At 68.2% G+C, this 1,215-nt stretch carries 3 protein-coding genes; all 3 read left to right on the forward strand.

Annotated elements, in window-relative coordinates; genetic code table 11:
• Nucleotides 1–4 precede the first annotated feature (4 nt).
• Nucleotides 5–397, forward strand: coding sequence for a gas vesicle protein (locus ACFU8Q_RS41570; protein ID WP_384465449.1), 393 nt, complete (start codon nt 5–7; stop codon nt 395–397).
• Nucleotides 398–487: 90 nt separating this feature from the next.
• Nucleotides 488–949: a gas vesicle structural protein GvpA gene (locus tag ACFU8Q_RS41575; protein WP_384465443.1), complete on the forward strand. Its 462-nt coding sequence runs from the start codon at nt 488–490 to the stop codon at nt 947–949.
• A 3-nt stretch (nt 950–952) separates the two neighbouring features.
• Nucleotides 953–1,215: GvpL/GvpF family gas vesicle protein (locus ACFU8Q_RS41580; protein WP_384465446.1), on the forward strand; the 263-nt coding region annotated here is incomplete at its 3' end.

The following is a 1,215-nucleotide window of genomic DNA, read 5'->3' on the forward strand; positions in this document are numbered from 1 at the left end:
GAACATGGCCGAAGGCGAAGAGGACGAGACAGAGCGTGTCCGGCGTCCGCCCAGCGAGAAGCCCGCCAAGAAGACCACCAGGAAAACCAGCACGGGACGGGCCGGCAGCCGAACGAGCGAAACGAAGCGCGCGTCCAGCAGGGTTTCGGCCCCGCGGGCCATGCGGTACGCGGCTGAGCAGCTCCAGGAGCTTCTCGGGCGAGCTCCCGAATCCGTCTCGGCACTGAAACCGACGGAAGACGGCTGGCAGGCGGACGTAGAAGTCCTGGAACTGGAACGTGTCCCCGGCACGACCAGCGTGATGGCCAGCTACCGGGTGATGCTGGACGAGGAGGGCGAACTGGTGGCGTACGAACGCACCCGGCGCTACACCCGAGGGCAGATCGACCGGGGCTGAGGCCCGGCACCGCACCGCCGCAGCACCGTTCGCCGGACGAACGAGAAGGCCGCGCCGGCAGCCGGACGTGAGCCGCTGAAAGGAGGCACCATGACTGTGGTGCCGCAAGGCGGAGGAACCATTGCCAGGGGCGGTGGAGGAGGGTCCGGGAACCTCTACGACATCATCGATCTGATTCTGGACCGCGGCCTGGTCATCGATGTCTTTGTGCGTGTGTCGCTGGTCGGTATCGAAATCCTCAAGATCGATGCCCGCATCGTCGTGGCGAGCGTGGACACCTACCTCCGCTTCGCAGAGGCCTGTAACCGCCTCGACCTGGAGCAGGGCCGCAAGGCACCTTCCCAGCTGACCGACCTGGTCGGCGAGGTGACCGAGGGCGGAGCGCACGGGAAGGCCAAGGGGGCCCTGAGCGGGGCCGCCGAAGTGCTGACCGACGCCCTCAAGGGAGGCGACGACGACGAGACCGAGCAGTCCGGAAAGAGGCGCAAGGAGCCCGAGGAGAGGCGGGAGCGGCCGAGGCGTCGGCCTGCCGCCCGGCGCCGCGAGGAGTGAGCCATGGCCGTGTACGTCTACTCCATCGTCCTGACCACCCATCCGCAGCGGCTGGACGGCCTCGACGGAGTGGGGGACCCGCCGACGACCCTCCGCACGGTGCACACCGACAAGCTGTCCGCGGTCGTCAGTGACGCCCCCGAGGAGCTACGGCCCAAACGTCGGGATCTCGCCGCACACCAGGCTGTCCAGGAGCGGCTGATGGCCGACGGCACGGTTCTCCCACTGCAGTTCGGCTTCACCACCACGGACGACGATGCCGTACG

It is taken from the genome of Streptomyces sp. NPDC057543 (assembly GCF_042801895.1).
In the GTDB taxonomy this organism is placed as follows: domain Bacteria; phylum Actinomycetota; class Actinomycetes; order Streptomycetales; family Streptomycetaceae; genus Streptomyces.

Bases quoted from the DNA above. Each gene is read 5' to 3' on its own strand.
- ACFU8Q_RS41570 (WP_384465449.1), top strand. From the start codon at position 5: ATGGCCGAAGGCGAAGAGGACGAGACAGAGCGTGTCCGGCGTCCGCCC.
- ACFU8Q_RS41575 (WP_384465443.1), top strand. From the start codon at position 488: ATGACTGTGGTGCCGCAAGGCGGAGGAACCATTGCCAGGGGCGGTGGA.